A 410-nucleotide genomic window follows, 5' to 3' on the forward strand; every position below is an offset into this window, starting at 1 on the left:
GCCTCCCCGCGGCGCCCGGAACGGTGCAGGGCCAGCATGAACTGCGCATGCAGACTCTCATGGTTGCGATAACGCGCCACCAGCACCGTCAGCTCCGCCAGCAGCTCCCGATGGCGCCCCAGGCGCAGATCCGCCTCGATCCGCTGATCCAGCGCACACAACCGCCCCTCCTCCAAACGCCGCACCTCCATCTCCACCTGCACCCCCGCCCGCACATCCGCCAGCACCACCCCCGAGAACAACCCCAATGCCTGACCCAACTGCCGCGCCGCCCCCGCGAAATCACCCCCGTCCATCGCCCGATACCCCAGCCCCGCAAGCCGCTCGAACTCCCGCACATCACACCGCCCACCCCCCGAACACAACACATAACCCCCCGGCGCCGTCACCAACACCTCCTTCGCGGAAGG

The 410-nt window shown here is 69.0% G+C and carries 1 protein-coding gene; it reads right to left on the bottom strand.

Features of this window, described 5'->3' with window-relative positions; all coding sequences use genetic code 11:
* A partial coding sequence (locus STRAU_RS21885) for an AfsR/SARP family transcriptional regulator (protein WP_037661028.1) occupies nucleotides 1-410 on the bottom strand: 410 nt, incomplete at both ends.

This window comes from Streptomyces aurantiacus JA 4570, from assembly GCF_000414115.1.
GTDB classification, from domain to species: Bacteria; Actinomycetota; Actinomycetes; order Streptomycetales; family Streptomycetaceae; genus Streptomyces; species Streptomyces aurantiacus_A.